The organism is Nocardia sp. NPDC006044 (assembly GCF_042871115.1).
Classification (GTDB): domain Bacteria; phylum Actinomycetota; class Actinomycetes; order Mycobacteriales; family Mycobacteriaceae; genus Nocardia.
Map to the genome: position 1 here is coordinate 2,847,866 of NZ_JBIAID010000001.1, position 20,673 is coordinate 2,868,538.

The window sequence follows — 20,673 nt, forward strand, 5'->3', positions numbered from 1 at the left end:
ATCGGCGGTAATCGAAAGGCTTGTCGGCCCTCCCTTTCAGCCATTCGGCGGGGGCTGATGCGGATCGCTCGTGGGTAGCGTCGGCAAGGTGAATCAGAAAACGATATTTGACCTCGCATATCGTAAGCTCTGGTTGGTCGCCGGCGTTGCCGCTCTGGTTCTGACCGGCTGTTCGGCGGCGTCCGAGGATCGGCTGGTCGCGGATATCCGGGCCGATGCCAATCGAGACGGCGTCGTCGACGGGAAAGATGTCGGCGGCGGAATCGAAAAAGGTAGGTGGACCGCCGAATACGGCGCAATCGTGCTCCCGAACATCGGCGATGTGGCGCGGCGCTGCCCGTCGAGCCGAAGCCCGGTCTCCGACGCCGAACTCGCCGGTTGTCACGACGCGGCCGACGACGTCGCGCGCGCACCGGACTACTTGGCACCCATGAAGACCATGCCGATCGGGCGCGGCGTCAACGGCATGACCGGGAGCGTGGAACCGATAGGCGTTGGCGCCGAACAGATCCGCGTCTTCGTCAAACGGCAAGATTCCTGGATCAGGTTGCGCCCCAGGGAAAACCTGACCGAAGCCGAACTGCGCGACGGTGCCACCCTGGGCGTCGACTCGCGCGATGTGGTGCGCGATCGGGCGGTCTGGGATGGCTCCGTCACCATTCGGTTCACCGTCCGTACCGGTGGCCGGACGATCACCGACGACATCGCCCTGCGCGTGGCCCCGGTCCTCCTGCACAGCCACAACCAGAACGCCGAGGCAGTCGTGATTTCGTCGAGCGAGAACGACCCGGCGTATGACCGATTCGTCGGCGATCTGGCCGCCGCCGCGCAAGCCAGCGGCGTGACCGCGCCGCTGATCACGATGAACACCACCGACACCTGGGCGCAGGACTTCGTGGAGTTCGGCTACGTATCGATGCCCGGCCCGGCCGGAAAGACCATTTCGCTGCGCGTCGCGATCCGCTCGCCGCAACCCGAGCGCGAAGGCGGCCGGTCCGTGTTCGACCTCAGAGGTCCCGGAATGGGCGCGATCCAGATCGGCGGCGCCGGGGATCGCCACGTGGATTCGTTCGGAAATGTCGAGACCATCCCGCCATACACCCACAACGGCAACGAATTTCCGCAGGGCCGGGTGATCATCGGAACCGGCAACCGCAACGACGCCACCACCGGCAGCCCGGAATTGCAGAAATTCTTTGCCGCCCAGCAGATTCAGCCGCCACTGACCTTGGACACCACCTGGCTCGTGGTCGGCCACGTCGACGAATTCATCCAGTTCCTGCCGGCCCCGTCCGGTCGGGGATGGCGGCCGGCGGTATCCGATCCGCGGCGCGGGCTCGAGCTGCTGCGCGAGCGGCAACGAGCCGGTCACGGTGCGGAACGGGCGTTCTCCCAACCGGGCGCACCCGACCGGACCATCGACAACGTCCTGGCCGACCAGCGCTTCGTCGCCGACAACGAATTCGCGGCCCGCAAGATCGACGAGAACGTCGAGCGCGTGTTCCAGGAGACCGGCACGAAACCCGAAGACTTCGTGCGCATTCCAGGTCTCTACGAGCTGTCGGCCGGCATCGACGACGAACCGGACGCACTGGTGAGCTTCTACCCGGGCGCCATCAACGGAGTGCTGATCAATGCGTCGAACTACATCGCACCGCGGCAATGGGGTCCGGTCATCGACGGGCGCGACGTATTCGAGACCGCGGTCACCGACGCCTACCGCTCGGCGGGCGTATCCGTGCACTACGTCGACGACTGGGAGACCCTGCACGTGGCGGGGGGCGAAATACATTGCGGCACGAATGTGCTGCGGCAGACCGGAAATCTCCCGATCGCCCGGTGACCACCGGGCGCGTATAGGCGAAAACTACCGATGCGAACGGTCAGCTCCGCGGCGAGGCTGACGGAATCGCATTCGAGGACCGAGGAGTGGATATCGTGGCGTGGAGCACCCGCAGGCTCGCCGAACTCGCCGGCACCAGCATCCGGACCGTGCGGCACTATCACGACGTCGGCCTGCTGGCCGAACCCGAACGACAGCGCAACGGCTACAAGCGCTACGACGAGACCCACCTGGCTCGCCTGCTACGGGTCAAACACCTTGCCGACCTGGGCTTTTCGCTGGCCCAGATCGGCCGGATGGACGAGGCCGGGCCGTCCGAACAGTCCGTGCGCGCCTTGGACGCCGAACTCGCCGCGACCATCGAACGGCTGCAACGGATGCGCGCCGAACTCGCTCAGACCCTGCGCCCGGCCGAACCGCAGTCGCGGCCCGTCCTCCAGCCGATCGGATGACGACCCCCGCCGACCGGCTGGAACAGCCGCGCATCCGCGTGGCGATAGTGGACGACGAGGCGCTCGTGCGATCGGGTTTCACGCTGATCCTCGGCGCCGCCGACGATATCGAGGTCGTCGTCACCAGCGACGGGGTGGGCGCGCTTGCCGCGATTCGGGCCGCGGACCCGCAGGTCGTGCTGCTCGATATCCGGATGCCGGATGTCGACGGGCTGCACATTCTGTCCAAATTGCTCGAGGCGCCGCAGCCACCGGTCGTGGCCATGCTGACGACGTTCGCCGCAGACGAGTACATCGCCGACGCATTGCGCAGGGGTGCTTCCGGTTTCATCCTCAAGGACACCGAGCCGCAGCATCTCGGCGCGATGGTCCGGGCGCTGGCGGGCGGCGCGGTGGTGCTGTCGCCGAAGGTCACCAAGGCGGTGGTCGAGAGTTTCCTCGACACCGTCGACACCGGTGCGCCCGAGTTGGTGCGGCGGCTGACCGATCGGGAACGCGACATCGTCGTGCTCATCGCGGACGGCTTGTCCAACGCGGACATCGGTGTGCGCCTGCATGTGAGCATGGGGACCGTAAAGGACTCCGTCAGTGCGATTTTCGCCAAACTGAACGTCAGCACGCGGGTGCAGGCCGCGCTGATCGCCGAGCGGGCCGGCCTCCTGCGTGCCGACCTGCCATGAGCCGACGCACACCGGGCTGGCCAGTCGTCACCGACCTGGTTCTGGCGGCGATCGGGGCCTTCGACGTCTGGTGCAATCGCGATGTGCCCCTTGCCGCGTGGGTGATCGGCGTCGCGCTGCTCACCGCGGCGGCGCTGCTCGTGCGCCGGTGTGCGCCGATTGTCGCGTTCGCCTGCGCGCTGCCGGCGACGATACTGGTCGGCGCACTGCTGGCGCCGATGGCGGCGCTGTATTCGGTGGCGCGCAGTGCGGCGCCGCGGTGGGTCGTCGCGATGTCCGCCGGCTTGCTCGCGTCGTCCTGCCTGTACACCTCGCCCGATGGCCAGTTCGGGTTGAGTGATCTCGAATTCCTGCTCCATCAAATAGTTTTCGCCACGCTGGTCGGCGCGGGACCGGCCGCGCTGGGCTGGCTGGTGGCGACCCGGCAGCGGCTGGCCCGGCAGATGGACGAGATCGACCGCGTCTACGCCCACGAACGCGAGCTGCAGGTGGCGGCCGCGCGCGATCGCGAACGCGCCGAACTCGCCAGGGAGATGCATGATGTGGTGTCGCACCAGGTGAGTCTCATCGCGGTGCAGGCCGGGGCCCTGCAGATGGTGAGTACCGACCCCGGCGCCCGCACGGCCGCGGATGTCATTCGCAAGCTCAGCGTCAAAACCCTCGACGAACTGCGGCACATGGTGAAGGTCCTGCGTGCCCCGGCCGCGGCGGGTGAGATCAGCCCGCAACCGTCCATCGAGCATCTTCCGGCGTTGCTGAGCGGCAGCGCCCTGCCGGTCGAACTGATCGGCGAGCTGCCGTCGAACCTGACCCCGGCGGGCGAGCGCGCCATCTACCGGACCATTCAGGAGGCGCTGACCAACGTGCGCAAGCACGCGCCCGGCGCGGCCGTGACCATCGCCTCCGCGTACACGGATCGCACTGTGACGGTGTCGATTACGAACGCCGCGTCCGTGGAGCCGCCGGTGGACCTGCCCAGCGCGGGATCCGGTCTCGCCGGTCTGCGCCAACGCGCGCAGCTGCTGAACGGAACGGTTACGGCACACGCACTGCCGGACGGCGGCTGGACCGTCCGTCTCCAATTGCCTCGGACTTGAGCACAGAAATGGCCTGCCGATCGCCTGAACCAGAGAACAGGGGAGGGCCCTGGTGCGGAGCGGACCGGCAGGCCGCCTGGTGATCGAACCGGCGAAACGCGTCCGAGCTGCGACGACGGACTCTCGGATCCCGCGGCTGGTGGGTCAACCGATCACGCCTCGACGCTAGTCCTGCGGCCGCGCAGGCGGATCCCCCCGATCAGCTGAATGAACCCGCCACTCGGCTGGATCGGCCGCGGCGCCCGCGTTGTTCACCGAAGCCCGGCGCGCAGGGTGTCGACGCGACCGATCGAACGGCCGTGCCGACTATCGGGCGTTTGGTCTGCATGTCTGACTCTGCGCCGCCCGTTGATGATTGACGTCGGTCATGGAGTAATTGGGAACTGGTCGCGTAGGTGTGGGTGTTCTAAATGGATGTAGCTTTCCTGGCTGGCGATGGTCGGCTGGCACCGGTATACGCCCTCGTTGAATGTTTCGGCGTAGTAGACGTCTATGTGGCCGCCGTGGCCGGCGAGGAAATCGCCCATGGATTCAGGATCAGCAGGTAGCTCGTCGAGGATCTGATCGAAGGCTCGTCGGTGGTAAGCGACGGCGTGGGTTGTGACCAGACCAGGTGCGTGGCGCAGAAATGATGCCCCCGGTACCGGGTTGTCGATGCCGAGGGGGTTCCGTTGATCGGAGTAGAAACCGCCCAGGTAAAACAGCTTCCAAGGCAGTTTCATCAGTTCACGGACGCTGTGGCGCAACACCCAGATCGCACCATGTAGGAACACTGCGTCGTCCTCGAAGACCAAGATGCTGTCGAGGCCTTCTGTGCGGGCTTCTTCAACGATCCGCCGGTGAGACAGGGCGCAGCCGATTGGATATCGCTCTGGTGTCAGGGTCGCCGGCAGGCGCTGGACCTTTTCCGCGATACCTAATGAGTCGAAGCGTGCGCTGATGCGGGCCCATCGATCGGGTTGGCGGTCGGAGTTGATACAGACAATGGCATCGAAGGTATCGAAGGGGTTATTCCGGGCTGCATGCCAGTGTGCGAGTTGGCGATCGACCCAGGATGTTCCCCGGCCCTCGGCGTAATGATCCAGGATTGGTTCGACGGCTTCACCGGTGTCTTCCCAGCACAGCAGATATTCGAAGAATTGCGTTGGCTCCCAGGCTGGGTCCTGCGGACGATCATCGATCGTGGTGCTCCACCGCAGAAACGGCACACATAATGCACGGCCTTGCTGTGCCCGGAACTTCTTGTGCAGGTATCCGGCAGGTCCCTCGCTCATAGCCAGCCGGGGATGGATACCGGGCCAGCACGCTTTGCGGCAGGCGAACACATCGAGGCGGTGTAGCCCGATCTCAACTGTTCCCCCAGGAGACAAGGTCGAGCAGAGGCCATCGCCGGGAACACCGAACCGTCCCCGATGCCACACCGGCTTCAGATGGGTGAGGTCTTGGCCTCCCGCATTTCCGGCCATCGGGCCTTGGAGGAGATCGCGACAATGAGGATGTGCCGCAGCGAAATTCGCCAAGTCGCTGAGCGCTCCGTCCTCGAGGCGGGTTCCTGGCCGCAGGCATATAACCCAGTCAGCCTGAGCGCAGGTGAAGATCGTATTCAACGCCGCAGTACCAGGCTGCCAGGGCACAACACGAACATGCGCCTTCGCCCGCCAGATGTGCGGGGAAGTTACTGCGTCTAAGACGAGTTGGCATTGTGCCGGGTTAGTGACCAATAAGATTTCGAGTTGCTCGTGGTAGCCGAGGTCGCTCAGGGTGAGTACGGTCTGCGAGAGCTTCCCTTCGTCGACGACGATCGCGACAGTGAGCATCGGGCGACTAGACGCGGCCTCGACCGTCACCTGGATCGATGCATCCAGTCCTGGCGTGCTGGTCACGCGATCCATCCGCGGATGGCGAAACGGACCCCGTAAAGGTCCGCGAACGGTGAGTTCACGGGCACCACTTCGTCAAGCCTTCTCGCTGGACGAAGTTCGGACCAGAAGCAAGCGGGGAAGAAGACGATGGTGTCATGTTCGACCGGGCAATCGCGATAGCCGGCATCCAGTGTCGGGTGCCCGTCGTGGATGGCAGCATCGTAGACACGCAGTGGCCCGCCGTGGAATTGCCTGGGCCTGGCATGGAGCCAGTACACGAAAGCCACTTGTGCTGAGTCGCCACCTGCCGAGGAGGTCGCGGTCGGACCCGGTTGACCTTGATCGTCACCGGTTTCCACGGAAAACGTCAGCTGGGGAGTGCGTGATGGTGCCACACCCAATAGGTCGCAGACTGTGCCGGTGACCTGCCCCACCGCTGCGGCCAGGTCCCGGACACCAGGATCTGGACGGTCTCGCCCGCCCAGATCCGTCATGAGCTGATCGAGCAGGAGATCCGCCGCGGAAACACCGAGGAAATCGCGGAATCCGCACAACGGAGACGCCAATGCCGCGATCATCCGATTTGACTCCAATTCAACGGGCACCACTGACAGAGCAGCCTCCGGCCACTGACCCGGCCTCGCATGCTCACTCGCTTGTCGAGGTCTTCGAGCAGGTCCGTTCCCCTTCTCGCTCTATAGCCACGTAGCTAGGAATCCTCATACTGTGGAACGACGAAAGAGAACCCATATTGCACGGAGTCGTCCTTTGCTGTCGCTCCCGGCTTGAGATTTTGAGCATCAACCGAACCGAACTTGCTGGTTTTTCCGCAGTCAACGCTGTTCGAATAGAATTTCAGCGGCTTTTCGGTTTCGTTCTTGATCGCAACCTCGGTAGGGTTGGATGGATTGTCGATGCCTACACCGATACAGCGATCGTAGCCCTCTGGTTTGCTGATCTTGTACGTTACATTCCCGGCGTCGGTGGTGACTGTGACTTCTCCAGTGGCAGCGTGCGCGACTGCCGGAAGCAATCCGCCCGCTGCCGTGACCGCTGCCGCGGCTCCCGCCAAAGCTGCGATTCGCCTGCCCAGATCCGTTCGATTCATCCGGTGTCCTTTCGCGGAACTATCGACGTTGCCCGGCCGAGGGGCGTCCCCGAAAGGGCTGATACCCGTGGCCGATTGCTTTACCGATCCAGTATTCGTAGCGGTGAGCCGTCCGGATGGAACGCCGCTTCTCGCGGCCAGTCTCCGAGAGATCGTTCATCTCATCGACCGGTCCGCGGGGATAAGACATCTCGCCCAGTGCCGACGGTGCGGCTGTAGAGGTCGAGGAGTCGTGCGGTGGTCTGCGGGCTGGCGTACCGCGCCAGTGATGCCTGTGCACGGCGGCCGATCGCGGTCAGAGCGGCGCGGTCAACGCTGATCTCGGCGAGGGCGCCGGCAAGGGCGGCAGCGTCGCCGGGAGGGACGAGGAACCCCGTGTGACCGTGATCGATGATCTCCGCGGTGCCAGTACCGGTGGTGGAGACGACGGGCTTGGCGTGCGCCATTGCCTCGATCACGGTGTAGGGCAGGTTGTCGTGGTGCGAGGGCAATACAACCAGGTCGGCCGCGGCGATCGTGCGCTGCAACTGCTCGCCACGCTGTTCGGCCAGAAACTGGCACCGGGGTGACTCAGCGTGGTAACCCAGGATCTCCCGTATCCGTGTTTCGGCCAGGTACTTCCATGGCGCTTCCTGGCTGACGAAGGTCATTGTGGCGTCCGCACCCGTGTCGAACCAGTCTCTCAATGCCGCCGCGAGGGTAAAGACACCCTTGTGCTCGGCCAAATGGCCGAAATACAGCACGCGCAGGGTCGCGCCCGTATTCCGTTCAGAATCCATGACGCCGTCGTGATTGGGAGGCAGAGATCTGATCGGGTTCGGGATCACGGCGGGTCGGTACGGCAGGTCCCATAACCGGGTGCCTATCTCGGCGAGCCACGCGCTCGGGCTGGTCACCAGCGCTGAACGACGAATCTGCCGCTCCTCCAGCTCGAGCACGTCCCGGTCGGACATACTCTCCGCACCGCCGCGACGTTCCAGCAGATATGTGTAGGGCGTGTGCAGGCGGGTCACGACAGGCACCGACGGGTCGATCAAAGCCGCGAAACCCAGATAGTCGGCGGCCTCGGCACAGTCGATGCGATAGCCCTGCTGCATCCAAGAGTCCACCGTGTCCCGGAATGCCTCGGCGTAGCCCCACGGGGTAGCTGATGCTACCTGGACCGCCACGACATGTACCCGGTCAGACGAGGGCGGTTTGGCGCCGCCCGCAGGAGTGAACACGGTTACGCTGTGCCCCGAGTTCGCGGCCTGGTCGGCGAAAATGTGGCAGTAGGTAGCGATCCCACCTGGACTGGCCTCATACCACCATTCTGGTGTCAGCAAAGCAAGATGCATGCCCTAATTCCCTGAGGTCAGCGTACGAAGCGCGGGTGTCGAGGTCGATCAGCGGGGCCTAGAACGTATTCGGCACCACCCGTTCCGCGGATGGAATTCTTCTTCAGCACGTCTAGACGTTGAACCACAGCGATTCCGACTCGAGCACCGCCGCCGAACCCAGTGGTCACCACAACAAGATGCGATGCTGCCCCGTCCGGTGTCCGGATTCGCGATCAAAGCCACCCGTCTGAGCTGCGACGACGGACTCTCGGATCCCGCGACTGGTGGGTCAAACGATCACGCCTCGACGCTAGTCCTGCGGCCGCGCAGGCGGATCGGCCGCGGCGCCCGCGTTGTTCACCGAAGCCCGGCGCGCAGACTGTCGACGCGACCGACGGCCGCGCGGAACGCCGCGGGATCCAGCCGGCCATCGGTGTAGGCGTCGGCCAAAGCCGTTGTGGCGTCGTGGCCTTGGCCGATGTCGCGGGCTGAGCACAGGATCAGGTCCATGCCGGCGGCGGCGGCGGTCACCGCGCGCCGGCCGGTGTCCCCGAAGGCGTTCAGCGCGCCGGCCTCCAGCGCATCGGTGATGGTCACGCCACGAAATCCGTTGTGGTCGCGCAATTCCTGATCGATGATCGTGGGCGACAACCCGGCTGGGCGCTCTGCGTCGAGGGCGGGATAGATGGCCCAGGACATCATCACCAGCTTCACTCCCGCGACCACGGCCACCGAGTACGGGACCTCGTCGCGCGACCACAGCGTGGATCGGCTCACCGGAAGCGTGACCGGGCCGAGGTCGGTGTTCTGACCGGCAGGAGCAGAGCCGAGGCCGGGAAAGTGCTTGGCCGTGGCCGCGATACCGGTGGACTGTTGAGCCGCGATGAACGCCGAGCCGAGTGCGGCGACAACCAACGGGTTATCACTGTAGGAGCGCTGAGTACGGTCGATGAAGTTGCCGGGTGTGTCGTAGACATCCAGCACCGGCGCGAGATTCACGTTCATTCCCAGGCCGCGCAGCGTGTTCCCCGCCCCGAACCCCGTGTTGACCGCGGTTCCCAGCGAATCGGCCGACTGACCGACCTGCTTCGCCGAAAGCACCGGCTCACCCGGCAGCCGCCGCACCAGCCCGCCCTCCTGATCCGTCATCAACAGCAACGGCGCCGAGATCGGACTCTCGGCCTGTGCCCGCCGCAACCGGGCAACCACCCCGGCGATCTGGTCGGTACTAGAGATGTTCTCCCCGAAGAAGATCACCCCCGCGGCCCGCCCGCCCCGAATGTCCTCGAACAACGACTCCGGCGGAACCAGCCCCGGATACGAATAGATCACCCGCTGCCCGGCCAACTGCTCCGCCGTCAACCCGGGTTCCGCCCCGGCCGGGGCTCCCGCAAGCCCCGCGGCCGCCAGCAGCAATGCCAGAACGGCCGCGAGTAGCCCCCGGAAACCCCTTCTGTTCGAGCTGATCGGTTGCGACATAACGGAACTCCCTATCACCCGACTGATCCCATGATCCCGCACCCGGCCGCCCGACATGCCGAGTTCACCCCTTTCGGCACTGTCCGATAAGCGGAGTAGGACCGTGTCCGAGGAAGCCTCAAAGGCGCTGATCGCGATTCGCTCCGTCGGTGAACCTGCGAGCCGCATACCGGTCCTTGCGGTTACGCGCCCTGTTCATCGCTCCCCATTCCTGTTCGCGGCGCGCCCATGGGGGCGGAGCAGCAGGCCGTGCCGAACGCGGGGAATGCCCAGCGGCAGTGGGAGCCGGTGTTCTCGCGCGTGACGCGCGACGGCAAATCGCAAGTGCCGTACCGATGATCGTGGACGGGTCGAGGGTTGTGCTCGGCGAAGCGCACCCACAACGGTTTCGTCCGGTCTGTACGGGACATCTCGTTCCTCTCGGAACCCGCGGCCGGGGAGTTCAATCATACTGAGCGGCGGTCATTTCGACCGCCGCCGTTCGGCTGAATCAGGCATCCGCCTGGCTGGACAGCTCCGTCCGGCGCGCTGCGGCTCCGTCGAGTCGGTCGATGGTGGCGATGGACGGTTTACGCGTGCGTCGCAGGTCTCTTGCGACATCTTCGGCGTCGCGGAGCACGCGAACCGCGTTGTGCCAGGTCAGTTTTCCGATATCGGACGCGGACCAGCCGCGGCCGAGGAGTTCGGCGATCAGACCCGGATACCCGGAGACGTCGCCCAGGTCCGCAGGCAGGTAGTCGGTGCCGTCGAAGTCGCCGCCGAGACCCATATGGTCGACGCCGACGATTTCGCGCACGTGATCGAGATGGTCGGCCACCGCCGCCGAGGTCACCTGCGGGCGCGGGTGCGTGGCCTCGAACTCGCGGCGGTGTTCCATCGCCTCCGGTGACCAGTCCATCCGGTCGAACCCCTGGCCGAGCACGTAGTCGTCGGCCGCCGCGGCCCATTCCTTGGCGGCGGGCGCCAGGAAGTAGGCGACGAAGGCGGTCATCGCCACGCCGCCGTTGGCGGGCAGCGTCGCCAGGACATCGTCGGGGATATTGCGTGGGTGGTCGCAGATCGCACGCGCGCAGGAGTGCGAGAAGATCACGGGCGCTTCGGAAACCGCGATCGCCGCACGCATGGTGTCCGGCGAGACGTGGGACAGGTCCACCAGCATGCCGAGGCGATTCATCTCCCGCACCACCTCTTCGCCGAAGACGGTCAGCCCGCCGGCTTTCGGCTCGTCGGTGGCCGAATCCGCCCACGGCACATTGTCGTTGTGCGTGAGAGTCATATACCGCACGCCCAATTGATGCAGTGTGCGCAGCGTCGCGAGCGAGCTGTTGATGCTGTGCCCGCCCTCGGCGCCGATCAGCGAGGCGATCCGCCCCGCGGCGCGAGCGGCCTCCATCTCCTCGGCGGTGGCGGCCGCTTGCAGCCGATCCGGGAACCGATCGATCAGCGCCCGGACGAAGTCGATCTGTTCGAGGGTGGCGCTGACGGCGCTGTCCCCGGCCAGGTTGCTGGGGACGAACACCGACCAGAACTGCGCTCCGACGCCGCCGGCGCGCAGCCGATCGAGATCGGTGTGCAGCCGTCCGGTCTGATCGGCCGCCAGGTCGATGGCGTCGAGATCGTAACCGGCCTCGGTGCGCATGGCCCAGGGAAGATCGTTGTGGCCGTCCACCACCGGGGTGTCGCGGAGGATGGCGCGTGCTCGATCTAGATGCGGAGAAGTCACCGGTCCGTTCTATACGCCCACCCCATGGGTGTCGAATACGTTTACGCGTCGAGCACCTTTCCCGGATTGAACAGGCCGAGCGGATCGAGGGTGCGTTTGATCGCGATCATGAGGTCGACGGCCGCGCCGTGCTCCGCACGCAGGTACTTCTTCTTGATGAGTCCGATGCCGTGTTCGCCGGTCGCGGTTCCGCCGACGGCGAGGGCGTGTTGTACGAGGCGGGCGGAGAAGTCTTGCACCGCAGCGTAATTGAGGTCGGTGTAGGGAACGATGGTGTGCACGTTGCCGTCGCCGATGTGCCCGGCGACGCTGATGTCCAAGCCGAGTTCTTCCCCGAGCCGGGTCGCGGTGCCGACCGCGACGGCGAGTTGGGAGTACGGGACGGCGGTGTCGGTCACCATGAACCGGCTTCCGGGGTGGCGGGCCTTGAGCGCGAAGAAGAGGTTGTGCCGGTCTTCCCAGAGCGCGTGCCGCTCGGTGTGGGTGTGGGCGGCCGCGATATCGATGACACTGTGGGCCTGCGCGATTCGCCGGATCTCTTGCTCCTCGGCGATGCCCGCCGGCTCCGAGGATGATTCGATATCGATGAACAGGGCCGGTGACTCGGCGTATCGGGCGCCACGAAACTCGTTGAGCGCGGTCATGCCCGGGGCGTCGACCAGTTCGAGTCTGCTCACCGGCAGCGCGGCTCCGATCATTTCGAGCGCGGCATCGACTGCGGCAGGCACGGTAGGGAACGAAATACGCAGCGAGCGTATCCATTCCGGAATCGGATGCAGTCGGACGGTCAGTTCAGTGATGATGCCGAGCGTTCCGGCGGAGCCGATGATCAGGTCCTTCAGGTCGTAGCCGCTCGACGATTTGCGGACCGCGCGGCCGAGCCGCACCACCGTCGCGTCCGCGAGTACCGCTTGCAAGGCAAGGACATTCGCGTGCATTCCGCCGTATCGTACAGTCGTGGTACCGCTGGCATTGGTCGCGGCCATTCCGCCGAGCGAAGCGTCGGCGCCGGGATCGACCGTGAATTGCAGACCCAGTTCCGCGGTCGCCGCGTTGAGCTGGGTGCGGGTGACGCCGGGCTGTACCGTCGCGGTGAAATCCGCGGGGGAGATGTCCAGGATCGAATTCGCTTGGGACAGGTCGACGATCAGCTCATTGCCCTGGGCCAGCAGATGTCCCTCCAAGCTGGTTCCGGCGCCACGGGAGATGAGTGGGGTTCGCGTCGTGCGCGCCCAGCGGACCAGCGCGGCAACCTCGTCCGCGTCGGCCGGATAGGCGACTCCGCAGGGGCGTTGTCCGGCCTGCCCTGTCTCGTCGACCGTGAACTGGTCGAGAACCGCGGGGCGAGTGTCGATCTCGATGGGCGGACCGTCGAACGAGATGGTCATCGTGCTCCTCCATCCGGGCGTGGCTCGAAGCCGGTGCCCGCATGGTAGGTCGCGCGTGTCGGCCCTCGCCAGCGATCGGGTCAGTCGACCAGGGTCAGGGGGTGTCCAGTGCGGTCGCGGGAACGCCGTAGGGGAGGAAGCGGACGCGACGCCGTTCGTCGGTGTTGTCCCGATGCGCGCGCAGTGCCTCGAGTTCGCTCGGGAACACCTGCTCGATCCTGGCCTCGCCGTCGTCGACGATGCTGTAGATGACCCACACCCCGCTGCCGGTCTCGCCGGTGGTCTCGTCCTCCGGTTTCGTCGTCCGCGGCCGCTCCGGCTGCACGAACTGACCGAACAGCGACGCCAGCGTGTTCACGCCGCGGCGATCGACGTACTCGCCGGCCTTCCCGATGAGGTCGCGGATCTCGATCCCCGCCTCCCGCAGCGCGCGTTCGAATTCTTCCGGACCGATCCCGAAAGGTCTGTCGGATGCCATCACATTGCTCCTGGAGGTGAATTCAGCGCTCCACCCCCAGTGTCCTCGCGTAACCCCGATTTCGCCACGACCGGCGGGATATGCCGGGCCGGCCGGCTGGTCGACGGCAGCGCATGCGGCCTGCCCCCACGGTCACGTTCACCTGGCGAGAAGCGGACCCTCCGCCACTGCCGCACTGGCAGACCCGGGTCCGTAGACTTTCCTCCGTGACCGATATCGCGGACTTTGCCCGGCTGATCGACGGCGATCATGGCCTCTGTGTCGTCTCTACCTCGCGAGCCGACGGCACCGTTCAATCCTCGCTGGTGAACGCGGGTGTGCTGGCGCATCCGCAGACCGGTGAGCAGGTGGTGGGGATGGTGATTCGCGGTGGCACACGGAAGTTGGAGAATCTGCGGCTCCGGGCGCGGATGACGGTGGTCGCGCGGGTCGGCTGGGCCTGGACGGCGGTCGAGGGGCCGGTGTGGATCGTGGGTCCCGACGACGAGGTGCCGGGCATCGATGGTGAACGGTTGCGGGTGCTGTTGCGGGAGGTGTTCACCGCGGCGGGTGGGACGCACGACGACTGGGACGAGTACGACCGGGTGATGGCCGAAGATCGGCGCGCAGTTGTTCTCGTCGTCCCGGAGCGCGTGTACGGGAACGGCTGAGACGACGAGAAAGCAACTGTGACAATTGGATTCGGCTACCCGCTGCCTCCGCGGTAGATGGTCGGCATAGAACCGAGGTCGGCGAAGTTGAGCTTGTTCTCGCCATCGGTGCCGAACCAGGCAACGTAGGTGACCCCGTTGATGGTCGCGACCGCGGGCGGCCACGGGCTGGTATCGGCGAATTTCCAGCGCTCGGCCTGGTTCTCGTCGAGATTGTCGACGCCGAACAGCAGGTAGATATTGGTGTTCTTGCCGGTATATCCCGCCACGTAGCGCCCGCCGAGCGTGAACAGATTCGGGCCGCCGATGAGCCGATCGGTGAAAGTAGGCCTGGTCGGCGGGACATTGACGCCGATGTAGCGCGCGTTCAGATTGTTCGCGCTGTCCATGCCCGTCCAGGCCAGCAGCACACCCCTGGACTGATGGATCACCAATCCCGGAGTATCGATGCTGTATTCGGCGGGCTGAGGCGACCTGCCGTAACTGCTGAACGGCGGATTCTGCGACTGCACCGCGCCGAGGCTCAGGTCGCAAGCCACCTCTTGCCATCGGTGCGGGTATAGCCGAGGTAGAGCAGGCCGGTCTGGGCATGCGCTGCCAGTGACGGGCGTTGCAAACTGAAATCCGCCGGCAACGGTTTCGCATTCACCACGCCGTCGGTTTCCATTCCTGACGCCGTGTACATGGTGCCGCTCTGGGTCGACCAGACCATGACCAGCCTGTTGTTGTACACCGTCAATGCCGGTGCGGCGACCGGCTGGTTGGACGACCACAGTGTGCGTCCGGTGAACATGAGTTCCCCCATTCGTCACGGAGTTCGAGCACTTGCTGGGGAGCGTAGGTTCGGCGTTCCGCGGAGTCAGGGCTCAGTGTCGCCCAGCGGACCGCCGCTATTGGGCAAATGTCCAGTTGAACCTTCGATTTCGCCGCGTCGGCCGCTGTTCCGCTGGTAATCTCCGAACCATGACGAGGGGAGTTGACAGTGCTCGTGAGACTCGAAACCCTCGACATACGAAGGACTTTCAAGGTTGTGGTGGCAGCGGCCGTAGTGGCGATCACGGCGGGGTGCGGCCTCACGGTCGACAAGTTGCCGTTACCCATGCCCGGCGTCGGCGGCGAGACCTACACGGTGCACGCGGTATTCGAGAACGCGCTGAACCTGCCGGACCGGGCCAAGGTGCGGATCGGCGGTTCCGACGTCGGGGTGGTCTCCGGCATCAGGACCAAGAACTTCCAGGCGATCGTCGACCTGACCATTCGCCGGGACATCGAACTGCCGGAGGGCAGCACCGCCGAACTGCGGCAGGCCGCTCCGCTGGAAGATATGTTCGTCGCGGTGTCGAGGCCGAAGGCCCAACCAGGCGGGCGCATACTCGGAGACGGTGACACCATCGGTCAGGACAAGACCTCGGCGGGTGCGACCGTCGAGCAGCTGTTGCTGACGGTTTCGCTGTTGTTCGACGGCGGTGGCCTCGTGCGGCTCGGCAAGCTGACGTCGGAGCTGGATTCGATCGTCGGTGGACGCGGCGGTGAGTTGTCGCACCTGATCGCCGAAATGACCGGCGTGGTCAGCGGTTTGAACGCCAATAGCGCGAAAGTCGATGGCCTGCTGCAAGAGTTCGGCACGCTGGCGAACACGATCGAGGGCCGCCGCGCGGAGATCGGCGCGGTGGCCGGCACGCTGCCGCAGATGATCGGCACGATCGCCGAAAACAACCGGGCGGTAGCCGATTTGCTCACCAAGGTGTCGGTGACGACGGCGGCGCTCGGTGACTACGCGAACACCACCGGCCGGCAACTCGGTGACCTCCTGGTCAACACCCGTCAGCTGATGAGCGCACTCGCCGCCACCGGCGACAACTTCGAACTCCTCTTCACTCGACTGCACACGATCACCCCCAAGCTCGACGCGGCGGTCCGGGGCAAGAGCTACGCCTTCTTCTTCACCGCGACCAACCTGGACCTCAGTGCCCTGACCGACCCGCACGGCGGACTCCCAGACCTGCGCGACATTCAGAACTTCGCGGGCAGCGTGCTTCAGGTCTTGCAGCTCGTGCAGGGCCGGATGCAGGGCGGGCACCGCTGACAGCGGAATGCCCGGAGCCGCTGGGACTCCGAACATTCAGCGCTCGGTCGCTTGCGGGCCAACGGTTTTCAGCGCAGGGCGGCGAGCCGGCGACGCTCGAGGACGGTCGCGACGGCGTAGCCGCCTCCGCCGCCGAGGGTGAGCACCCAGAACAGGTTGGGGGTGCCGAGCAGGAGCGCGCCGGTGGAGACCAGGGCGAGCCACGTGCCGAGGCAATAGTGCAGGACATTGCGGCGTGCGGCGCCTTCGCCGAGGTAGAGCAGGCCGACGATGAGACCGGAACCGACGGGCCAGAGCACGCCTTGCAGGTCGGACCGGTCCAGTAGCGAGGTGATGCCGGTGATGATGAGGAAGAGGGCGGCGAACGCGCTGGCCCAGGAAACGCCAAGCAGCTTGCCGGACAACACCTCTGAGGCGTCGGCCGCACGCTGAGCGCGCAGTGCGGCCACGGTCGCGAATACGGTGCCGGCGGCGAGACCGGCGCCGAGTAGGACCATCGGCAGCCAGCCGGGCAGGCCGAGCACCGGATCGGAACCCCTGGAAAGGGCCGCGGCGCCGTGCCCGAACACGTACGCGAACGCGAAGCTGAGATAGGTCGCGCGGTTGTCGACCTCGCCGGGCCGGTCGGGGGCGGAGGTGGACGGAGCGGAGAGGGACATGGTGGCCATCGCTGAATTCCTTTGATTACGAACGGGGTTGAACTGGCAGGTGGGGGAGATCTGCTATGCGGTGATGACGACCTTGCCGGCGACGGTGCGCGACTCGGCGAGCGCGAGCGCCTGCGCGGCGTCGGCCAGCGGGAACTGCGCGGCGATCTGTGGCGTCAGCACCCCATCGGCCAGCAGACGCAGCACCTCCACGAGGTCCTCGTGCAGCCGATTGCGGAACGCGCCGAGCCGGCGCTTGCCCGCCCAGAAGTTGTAGAAGTAGGCGCTCTTGCCATTGGGCAGGTAGTTCCAGGCGGCCAGCCGCGCGAACGACTTCAGCACCGGCAGTTGGGAATTGCCGTCCTCGTCCTTGGTCGCCGCGGTGCCGTAGGACACCAGTGTGCCGCCTTTGCGCAGCAACGACCAGGACTGCGCCAGCCCGGCGCCGCCGACATGGTCGAATACGGCGTCCACACCGTCCGGCGCGAGCTGCCGAATGCGCTGGTACATCTCCGGGTCGCGGTAATCGACCGGGATCACGCCCAGCTCGCGGATCATCTCGTGATGGCGGGGCGAGGCCGTGCCGATCACCCGGATACCGGCGTGCCTGGCCAGCTGGACGAGGGTCGAACCGACGCCGCCGTTGGCGCCGAGCACCACGATCGTCGCGCCGCTCGGCACCTCGGCCATCCGATGCAGCATCTGCCAGGCCGTGATCCCGTTGACCACGACCGTCTCCGCGGCGGCCGAGGTGACGCTGTCCGGGATCGGCACCAGATCCGCGGCGTCGATCAGCAGGTGGCTGGCCCAGCCGCCGACCTTGACGACCGCGGCGTATCGGCGGCCGATCATCGCGGTATCGACCTCGGGGCCCACGGCGGTCACGGTGCCGACCACGTCGTAGCCGGGAACGAACGGGAACGGCGGCTGGTCGTAGTACTTCCCGCGGCGCATCTGCTGCTCGGCGAAGGACACGCCGGTCGCGTCCATCCGCAGGACGACCTGGCCGGTGGCGGGTGCGGACAGATCGCGGGTGCGGATCAGCAGGCCGGTCGCCTCGACCTTGCCTGGCAGCACTACCTCGGTGGTCACAGTGGTCGTGTTCATGTCGTTCTCCGCGCTCAGTGAGTGGTTACGTCTGTAAACATACACACGTTAGCTTTGCAGAATCAAGGGGTAACGCGGATAAGTTTTCAGGTGTAAGTTAACGGTATGGCTGACAACATGACCGAGTCTCCGGCTCGGGTACGCAACCGCCGGGGGGAAGGCGCCCGCCTGCGCGACGAGATCGTGGCCGCGGCCGTCGAGGTGCTCGATGAGACGGGCGACGAGAAGGCCGTCACGCTGCGCTCCGTCGCGCGGCGCGTCGGCATCGCCGCGCCCTCGATCTACCGGCACTTTCCCGATCAGCCGACGATCATGCTGGCGGTGGTGCAACAGGCGTTCGCCGAACTCGAGGAGCATCTGCGCACGGCGCTGGCCGCGGCGGGCGACGATCCGCGAGAGCGGCTGTTCGTGCTCTGCCACGCGTACCTGGAGTTCGCCGAGCATTATCCGCAGCGCTACCGCACCATGTTCGGCGGCCTGTGGATGCCCGCGCTGGACGACACGACGCTGACCGAGGCCGAGGTCGTCTCGCTCGGTGACACGACCCTGCACCTGCTCACCGGCTTGCTGCAAGACTGCGTCGAAGCCGGTCAGGCCACCAGTGACGACCTGTCCGCCGACACGATCGGGCTATGGCTCGGCCTGCACGGCCTCGCACATCAGCGCGCGGCGACGGTCGCCTTCCCGTGGCCCCCGGACATCGCGGATCGCATGATCACGGCGCTGGCACACCTGAAAGCGACACCCTGACCGGGGCACCGCTGAGGTGGCGGGGCATCGTCAGGGTTCCGCCGCTCAGCGCTGGCTGAGGGCTGCTTCGAATTGGGGCCAGGAGTTGTGCAGGTCCTGTTGCCAGTAGCCCCAGGAGTGGGTGCCGATCGGGTGGAAGTCGAAGGTGGCGGGAATGCCTAACTGCTGGAAGCGATCTCGCAGCTGAAGGGTGCACAGGTTCATGACGGCCTCGAGCGGAGAGCCGAACAGGAGCTGCCAGGTCGATTGGATCAGGTCGCCGTGCAGTGCCTCCGGGGTGTCGAGTGGTCCTGGTTGTCCGGTGCCGGTGCTGATGTAGAGGGTGGTGTGGTGGAGGTCTTGGGCGTGGAGGTAGGGGTCGTTGGCGGTCCAGGTGGGGTCTTGGGGTGGTCCCCACATGTTGAGGGGGTTGCCTTTCCAGCGTCCGACGACGGCGGCGACCATGGCTTGGCCTTGGGGGTCGGAGGTGCGGATGCAGCCGCTGTAGGAGCCCAGGGCGCGGTAGAGCCCGGGTGCGGTGAGGGCGAGTTGGAACACCGAGGTGGCGGCCATGGAGATGCCGGCGATGGCGTTGGCTCCGGTGCCGTGGAAGGTGGTGTCGATCAGTGGTGGTAGTTCCCGGGTCAGGAAGGTGGCCCAGCGTTGGCGGCCCAGGACGGGGTCGTCGGTGTGCCAGTCGGTGAAGTAGCTGCCCGATCCCCCGATCGGGATCACGATGTTGACCTGTTTATCCGCGAAAAACGACACCACATCGGTCTTGTCGAGCCAACTGCCGTCGACACCGCCATTGGCGCCGTTGAGCAGATACAGGGTGGGTGCGGGCACTTCCGGGTCGACCGCACGCAGGATCCGCACGCGGACAACGGAGTTCATCGCCGCGGAGTAGACCCCGGCATCGATGAGGCGCGGTTGTTCGAACCGCACGTGGTCGATGTGTGAAGCGACGGCGCCTGGATCCGCCGCAGTGACACCGGGATTCGCCGCAGCCAGCAGGATGCCGACGATCAGCGTCGTCAACCAGCCGGTGCCGCGGCGCGTGCGCGCCGAATTCGCCGGTGCCATCAGCGGACTCCGATCTCGCGCGTGACCATGCGGTCGGCCTCGATCAGCTCGGCTATCGGCGGGCGATCGAGCAGCGAGAGTTCCGTCTCGGCGGTCCGCCAGCTCGACCCGTGCGGAAGGTATTGCCGCAGTGCCACTCCCGAATCCGCAATGCCGATCCGGGCGAGCAGGGTGACGACCACCTGCCTGCTCATCACGGCGAGTTCGTGCGTCGGGCGATTGCGGTGCGCGCGGATGCCGAGATCGACCTGCCCGATCGCGCCGGCGCCGTGGCGTTTCCACGCGTCCAGCAGGATCCCGATCTCGACGCCGTAGCCGGGGGCGAACGGGATGGCGGTCAGAAACTCCCGGGTCGCCGCGTATTCGCCGCCGAGCGGTTGGATCAGCGCGGCCAGGTCGGGGACCAGCGCGGTCAACAGCGGGCGGGCCAGCAGTTCGGTGACCCGCCCGCCACCGAAATCCGCCCGGCCCGTGCCGGACAGCGGACGTCGATAAAAGCCCTTCACCAGGCATAATTCGTCATCCAGCAGCAGCGGCGCGAGCAGGGACGGCACGAACAGCGGGCTCGGCGCGATCAGGTCGGAGTCGACGAACACGATCAGATCGCCGGCCGCCACCGCCAGTGACCGCCACAGCACCTCGCCTTTGCCCGGGCGCGGTTCGATGGCGGGCAGGGCCTGCTCGCGGGTGTAGACGGTGGCCCCGGCGGCACGGGCGTCGGCGACAGTGTGGTCGGTGGAGCCGGAGTCGATCACGATCAGCTCGTCGATCAAGGTGCCGAGCAGCCCGTGCATCGAGGCGATGACCCCGGCGATCGTGTCCTGCTCGTTCAGCGCGGGCAGCACGACCGAAACGGTGCGGCCGCCTTTGCGTTCGAGCAACTCGTCGTTGGACCAGGCGGGGTGGAACACGGTAGCTCCGAGCGGCGAGGCGACCATGTGG

Annotated in this window: 20 protein-coding genes and 1 pseudogene; 7 read left to right on the forward strand and 14 right to left on the reverse strand. The window is 66.1% G+C overall.

Going from position 1 to position 20,673, the window contains the following annotated elements:
• Positions 1-133: 133 nt before the first annotated feature.
• The 4 genes and pseudogenes from ACFYO1_RS13235 (at position 134) to ACFYO1_RS13250 (ending at position 4,072) form a co-directional block, all read left to right on the forward strand.
• The gene (locus ACFYO1_RS13235; protein ID WP_387230191.1) at positions 134-1,843 is read left to right on the forward strand and encodes a protein-arginine deiminase domain-containing protein; all 1,710 of its coding nucleotides are present in this window, start codon (positions 134-136) and stop codon (positions 1,841-1,843) included.
• Positions 1,844-1,908: 65 nt separating this feature from the next.
• Positions 1,909-2,241, forward strand: a pseudogene (locus tag ACFYO1_RS13240) (MerR family transcriptional regulator); the annotation flags it as partial.
• Between the two features lie 50 nt (positions 2,242-2,291).
• Entirely contained in the window at positions 2,292-2,975 is a 684-nt protein-coding gene (locus tag ACFYO1_RS13245) for a response regulator (protein ID WP_387230193.1), read from the forward strand.
• Positions 2,972-4,072 (forward strand): sensor histidine kinase, encoded by a 1,101-nt coding sequence (locus tag ACFYO1_RS13250; RefSeq protein WP_387230195.1) that lies wholly within the window; start codon positions 2,972-2,974, stop codon positions 4,070-4,072. The genes ACFYO1_RS13245 and ACFYO1_RS13250 overlap by 4 nt, the downstream gene beginning before the upstream one ends.
• Positions 4,073-4,437: 365 nt before the next feature.
• Here ACFYO1_RS13250 and ACFYO1_RS13255 read toward each other — a convergent pair whose 3' ends face one another.
• The 8 genes from ACFYO1_RS13255 to ACFYO1_RS13290 all read right to left on the reverse strand — a co-directional run bounded on the left by ACFYO1_RS13255 (position 4,438) and on the right by ACFYO1_RS13290 (position 13,429).
• Positions 4,438-5,955 carry a glycosyltransferase family 25 protein gene (locus ACFYO1_RS13255; RefSeq protein WP_387230197.1) on the reverse strand — a complete coding sequence of 506 codons (1,518 nt, stop codon included), beginning with the start codon at positions 5,953-5,955 and terminating at the stop codon, positions 4,438-4,440.
• Positions 5,952-6,512, reverse strand: a complete 561-nt coding sequence (locus tag ACFYO1_RS13260; protein ID WP_387230199.1) for a hypothetical protein — start codon at positions 6,510-6,512, stop codon at positions 5,952-5,954. Before ACFYO1_RS13260 ends, ACFYO1_RS13255 begins: the two co-directional genes overlap by 4 nt.
• Positions 6,513-6,643: 131 nt before the next feature.
• On the reverse strand, positions 6,644-7,042 hold the full coding sequence (locus ACFYO1_RS13265; protein WP_387230201.1) for a hypothetical protein: 399 nt from the start codon (positions 7,040-7,042) through the stop codon (positions 6,644-6,646).
• Positions 7,043-7,203: 161 nt separating this feature from the next.
• Positions 7,204-8,379 carry a glycosyltransferase family 4 protein gene (locus tag ACFYO1_RS13270; RefSeq protein ID WP_387230203.1) on the reverse strand — a complete coding sequence of 392 codons (1,176 nt, stop codon included), beginning with the start codon at positions 8,377-8,379 and terminating at the stop codon, positions 7,204-7,206.
• Between the two features lie 339 nt (positions 8,380-8,718).
• A complete protein-coding gene (locus ACFYO1_RS13275; RefSeq protein ID WP_387230204.1) occupies positions 8,719-9,840 on the reverse strand; it encodes a glycoside hydrolase family 3 N-terminal domain-containing protein in 1,122 nt (373 codons plus the stop codon).
• 490 nt (positions 9,841-10,330) lie between these two features.
• Complete coding sequence (locus ACFYO1_RS13280) at positions 10,331-11,563, reverse strand: dipeptidase (RefSeq protein WP_387230206.1); 1,233 nt, start codon at positions 11,561-11,563, stop codon at positions 10,331-10,333.
• Positions 11,564-11,604: 41 nt separating this feature from the next.
• Positions 11,605-12,951, reverse strand: a complete 1,347-nt coding sequence (locus ACFYO1_RS13285; protein ID WP_387230208.1) for an FAD-binding oxidoreductase — start codon at positions 12,949-12,951, stop codon at positions 11,605-11,607.
• A gap of 94 nt (positions 12,952-13,045) precedes the next feature.
• Entirely contained in the window at positions 13,046-13,429 is a 384-nt protein-coding gene (locus tag ACFYO1_RS13290) for a hypothetical protein (RefSeq protein WP_387230210.1), read from the reverse strand.
• 206 nt (positions 13,430-13,635) lie between these two features.
• Between ACFYO1_RS13290 and ACFYO1_RS13295 the strand changes: the two genes are divergently transcribed.
• A complete protein-coding gene (locus ACFYO1_RS13295) occupies positions 13,636-14,079 on the forward strand; it encodes a pyridoxamine 5'-phosphate oxidase (protein WP_387230212.1) in 444 nt (147 codons plus the stop codon).
• Positions 14,080-14,114: 35 nt separating this feature from the next.
• On the opposite strand, the gene ACFYO1_RS13300 is transcribed toward ACFYO1_RS13295, so the two are convergent.
• Positions 14,115-14,591: a hypothetical protein gene (locus ACFYO1_RS13300; RefSeq protein ID WP_387230214.1), complete on the reverse strand. Its 477-nt coding sequence runs from the start codon at positions 14,589-14,591 to the stop codon at positions 14,115-14,117.
• A gap of 11 nt (positions 14,592-14,602) precedes the next feature.
• The gene (locus ACFYO1_RS13305) at positions 14,603-14,872 is read right to left on the reverse strand and encodes a hypothetical protein (protein ID WP_387230216.1); all 270 of its coding nucleotides are present in this window, start codon (positions 14,870-14,872) and stop codon (positions 14,603-14,605) included.
• Between the two features lie 240 nt (positions 14,873-15,112).
• Here ACFYO1_RS13305 and ACFYO1_RS13310 point away from each other — a divergent pair, with 240 nt between their 5' ends.
• The gene (locus tag ACFYO1_RS13310) at positions 15,113-16,165 is read left to right on the forward strand and encodes an MCE family protein (protein WP_387230218.1); all 1,053 of its coding nucleotides are present in this window, start codon (positions 15,113-15,115) and stop codon (positions 16,163-16,165) included.
• Positions 16,166-16,233: 68 nt separating this feature from the next.
• On the opposite strand, the gene ACFYO1_RS13315 is transcribed toward ACFYO1_RS13310, so the two are convergent.
• Together ACFYO1_RS13315 and ACFYO1_RS13320 are read right to left on the reverse strand one after the other, a co-directional pair.
• Positions 16,234-16,833 (reverse strand): ABC transporter permease, encoded by a 600-nt coding sequence (locus ACFYO1_RS13315; protein WP_387230220.1) that lies wholly within the window; start codon positions 16,831-16,833, stop codon positions 16,234-16,236.
• Positions 16,834-16,887: 54 nt separating this feature from the next.
• Positions 16,888-17,919 (reverse strand): medium chain dehydrogenase/reductase family protein, encoded by a 1,032-nt coding sequence (locus ACFYO1_RS13320; protein ID WP_387230222.1) that lies wholly within the window; start codon positions 17,917-17,919, stop codon positions 16,888-16,890.
• 105 nt (positions 17,920-18,024) lie between these two features.
• On the opposite strand from ACFYO1_RS13320, the gene ACFYO1_RS13325 reads away from it, so the two are divergent.
• The gene (locus ACFYO1_RS13325) at positions 18,025-18,669 is read left to right on the forward strand and encodes a TetR/AcrR family transcriptional regulator (RefSeq protein ID WP_387230223.1); all 645 of its coding nucleotides are present in this window, start codon (positions 18,025-18,027) and stop codon (positions 18,667-18,669) included.
• Positions 18,670-18,714: 45 nt separating this feature from the next.
• Here the strand turns inward: ACFYO1_RS13325 and ACFYO1_RS13330 are convergent, their stop codons facing one another.
• Together ACFYO1_RS13330 and ACFYO1_RS13335 are read right to left on the reverse strand one after the other, a co-directional pair.
• Positions 18,715-19,731, reverse strand: a complete 1,017-nt coding sequence (locus ACFYO1_RS13330) for an alpha/beta hydrolase (protein ID WP_387230225.1) — start codon at positions 19,729-19,731, stop codon at positions 18,715-18,717.
• The gene (locus ACFYO1_RS13335; RefSeq protein WP_387230227.1) at positions 19,731-20,669 is read right to left on the reverse strand and encodes a glucosyl-3-phosphoglycerate synthase; all 939 of its coding nucleotides are present in this window, start codon (positions 20,667-20,669) and stop codon (positions 19,731-19,733) included. The genes ACFYO1_RS13330 and ACFYO1_RS13335 overlap by 1 nt, the downstream gene beginning before the upstream one ends.
• Between the last annotated feature and the right edge of the window lie 4 nt (positions 20,670-20,673).

What these genes read in the sequence shown, in the direction of transcription:
- ACFYO1_RS13315 (WP_387230220.1), bottom strand. Translation starts at nt 16,833, where the DNA reads ATGGCCACCATGTCCCTCTCCGCTCCGTCCACCTCCGCCCCCGACCGG.
- ACFYO1_RS13320 (WP_387230222.1), bottom strand. Translation starts at nt 17,919, where the DNA reads ATGAACACGACCACTGTGACCACCGAGGTAGTGCTGCCAGGCAAGGTC.
- ACFYO1_RS13325 (WP_387230223.1), top strand. Translation starts at nt 18,025, where the DNA reads ATGGCTGACAACATGACCGAGTCTCCGGCTCGGGTACGCAACCGCCGG.
- ACFYO1_RS13335 (WP_387230227.1), bottom strand. Translation starts at nt 20,669, where the DNA reads ATGGTCGCCTCGCCGCTCGGAGCTACCGTGTTCCACCCCGCCTGGTCC.
- ACFYO1_RS13275 (WP_387230204.1), bottom strand. Translation starts at nt 9,840, where the DNA reads ATGTCGCAACCGATCAGCTCGAACAGAAGGGGTTTCCGGGGGCTACTC.
- ACFYO1_RS13250 (WP_387230195.1), top strand. Translation starts at nt 2,972, where the DNA reads ATGAGCCGACGCACACCGGGCTGGCCAGTCGTCACCGACCTGGTTCTG.
- ACFYO1_RS13285 (WP_387230208.1), bottom strand. Translation starts at nt 12,951, where the DNA reads ATGACCATCTCGTTCGACGGTCCGCCCATCGAGATCGACACTCGCCCC.
- ACFYO1_RS13330 (WP_387230225.1), bottom strand. Translation starts at nt 19,731, where the DNA reads ATGGCACCGGCGAATTCGGCGCGCACGCGCCGCGGCACCGGCTGGTTG.
- ACFYO1_RS13290 (WP_387230210.1), bottom strand. Translation starts at nt 13,429, where the DNA reads ATGGCATCCGACAGACCTTTCGGGATCGGTCCGGAAGAATTCGAACGC.
- ACFYO1_RS13305 (WP_387230216.1), bottom strand. Translation starts at nt 14,872, where the DNA reads ATGTTCACCGGACGCACACTGTGGTCGTCCAACCAGCCGGTCGCCGCA.
- ACFYO1_RS13270 (WP_387230203.1), bottom strand. Translation starts at nt 8,379, where the DNA reads ATGCATCTTGCTTTGCTGACACCAGAATGGTGGTATGAGGCCAGTCCA.
- ACFYO1_RS13245 (WP_387230193.1), top strand. Translation starts at nt 2,292, where the DNA reads ATGACGACCCCCGCCGACCGGCTGGAACAGCCGCGCATCCGCGTGGCG.
- ACFYO1_RS13260 (WP_387230199.1), bottom strand. Translation starts at nt 6,512, where the DNA reads ATGATCGCGGCATTGGCGTCTCCGTTGTGCGGATTCCGCGATTTCCTC.
- ACFYO1_RS13265 (WP_387230201.1), bottom strand. Translation starts at nt 7,042, where the DNA reads ATGAATCGAACGGATCTGGGCAGGCGAATCGCAGCTTTGGCGGGAGCC.